Genomic DNA, 1271 nt, shown 5'->3' on the forward strand with positions numbered 1-1271 from the left:
AGGTCGCTTGTGGGTGGGCCGGGGTGGGAAAGGACGCTAGGTACGGGCTCGATCGACGTGGACGGGTCGGGAAGCGCTCGCGTGCGAGCAAGCGTGGATAAACCGAACCCCGGCCGTACGTTCTTCTCGCTGCCCTGGGCTCTGCCGGAATTCGCTGATCTCGAGGTGGCCATCCAGCCCCCCGGGGAGAGGCGCGGACAGGACCAGCGCTGCAGGGGCGGGCTCGTCTTCTGGCAGGACAGCGAAAACTATGTCGCGGTAACGACATGGCTCGACGATGTCTACAATGGTGCTTCGATTTCCGTCTTCGTCAAACGGCTTGGCTTCGAGGAGCTTTACGACGCGGTATGGACCAACGTGGCCGACAAGGTCATCTGGGGGAAGCGCTTCCTCATGCGCGTGGCGTTCGACGGCAATCGCTTCGCGATCTTCATCGACGACGAACTCGTCATGCAACGGTGTCTGACCGACATCTATCCCGAGGACCCAGCGCTCCGCATCTTGCGGGTCGGGCTGGCGGTCAACTGGGAGTGGGGCGACGATACGGGTTCGACTTTCACGTCGTTCAAGGCCCGGCGTTGATCCCGACCAGGCGCGGCGACACGCCCCGACCGACGATGATTGGAGAGAGCCAGGTCGTAAATATCGCGCGTCGATTTCGCGATTTTCTCCCAGCTGTACAGGTCGGCGACGCGTGACGCTCCGCGCCGCCCCAGTTCTGCGGCGCGATCGGGATCTTTGAGCAGGCCAATCACCTCGATCGCCAGGGCTTTCGGATCATTCTTCTCCACGACAATGCCGCCGCCCGTCGCCCTCATGATCTCCGTCATCCCGCCGACGCGTGTCGCAACCACGGGGGTATCGTTCGACATCGCCTCGATAAGGCTCATCCCGAAAGACTCGCTGAGAGACGGGTTCACAACGACGGACGCCTCGCAGTAACGCCTGGCCAGTTCCGCATAGGGCTGCGCGCCGACAAAGCTGACCGTCGAAGCGATCGCCTGGGGGATGATGGCGCGCAATGCCGCCTCATAGGAGCCCAGATACTCGATGCCGCCGGGATAGAAACGAGCGAGGTCCCTAACGTCGTTGTCCGTGCTCAGGTCGACCAGAAATTCGCGGGGAAGCGTTGCCGACGGGCCGACGATCTCAAGGCGCGCCTCGGGGCAGTTCGCAACGATGGTCGGCCATGCGGCGATGAGCGTATGCAGGCCCTTCTCCGGCGAGACGCGGCCGACGAACAGCACTCTCCCGGTAAGTCGCGCCGCGCT

1 protein-coding gene and 1 pseudogene are annotated in these 1271 nt (G+C 63.5%); one reads left to right on the plus strand and one right to left on the minus strand.

What is annotated here, in order from left to right; translation table 11 throughout:
- Positions 1–582, plus strand: a pseudogene (locus FJ471_RS34585) (oxidoreductase); the annotation flags it as partial.
- Here FJ471_RS34585 and FJ471_RS34590 read toward each other — a convergent pair.
- Positions 474–1271: glycosyltransferase family 4 protein (locus tag FJ471_RS34590; protein WP_140811575.1), on the minus strand; the 798-nt coding region annotated here is incomplete at its 5' end. The pseudogene FJ471_RS34585 and the gene FJ471_RS34590 overlap by 109 nt on opposite strands.

The sequence above is a fragment of the Mesorhizobium sp. B2-7-1 genome (genome assembly GCF_006440735.1).
In the GTDB taxonomy this organism is placed as follows: domain Bacteria; phylum Pseudomonadota; class Alphaproteobacteria; order Rhizobiales; family Rhizobiaceae; genus Mesorhizobium.